This window comes from Pontibacter toksunensis (genome assembly GCF_042686245.1).
Classification (GTDB): domain Bacteria; phylum Bacteroidota; class Bacteroidia; order Cytophagales; family Hymenobacteraceae; genus Pontibacter; species Pontibacter toksunensis.
On record NZ_JBHUOX010000105.1, the window covers coordinates 1 to 699 of the forward strand.

The following is a 699-nucleotide window of genomic DNA, read 5'->3' on the forward strand; positions in this document are numbered from 1 at the left end:
TATTGGGACTATGGCAGTGAGGGCAGGTGGTCATATGAAGTAAAGGTTTGGCGATCTCTATTTCATAACACCTGCTTCTCATTGCTAATTCCTCAATATGACCATCCTTACTTTTAGTACACTACCGTCGAGACGATACGATCAAAGAGTACGTAATTAAATTACTTCCAAAAACTCATAAACCTCCAATTACAAGAGAAAGAATGCCAGGCGGAGAAGACCTTTTCAAAGTGCTCAAAAAAGCAGGTGGAGAATCATTCAAAGATTTCTCATCAGAAAACAACCTGAATATCAAGTTCAAAGAATTATGGACGTTCTTGTCCAAGGTGAGACACTCGGTAACTCATAACGAATCCCTGATAAATTTTGGGTTAGTAAATAAGTCCAATCATCATACTGAGATATTTCATTTCCTTTTTAATTCAAGTCCCATATCAGAAGATACCATTTCTATTGAACTAGATTATAAAAAATTTGAAAGGCTCATAAAACGATTCTCCGAATTTGCATATCAAGTATTTAAAGTACTTAGTATAGAGGAAAAACTAGAATTGGACAATAAAAACATCACACACAATCGAGTAGACGGCCCCGCCAGCGTTAACTGACGGGGTGCGCCTCTCACACCACTGTACAAGCGGGTCTCGCATACAGCGGTTCGTTAAGTTGTGGAGCTACTTTCCTGTAGTAGTCGAGCAT

General features: G+C 38.8%; 1 protein-coding gene. It reads left to right on the forward strand.

Translation table 11 applies throughout. The features are described from left to right. The first annotated feature begins 203 nt into the window (after nucleotides 1-203). Nucleotides 204-608 (forward strand): hypothetical protein, encoded by a 405-nt coding sequence (locus ACFS7Z_RS27330; RefSeq protein ID WP_377492697.1) that lies wholly within the window; start codon nucleotides 204-206, stop codon nucleotides 606-608. Nucleotides 609-699 lie beyond the last annotated feature (91 nt).

What these genes read in the sequence shown, in the direction of transcription:
- ACFS7Z_RS27330 (WP_377492697.1), top strand. Translation starts at nt 204, where the DNA reads ATGCCAGGCGGAGAAGACCTTTTCAAAGTGCTCAAAAAAGCAGGTGGA.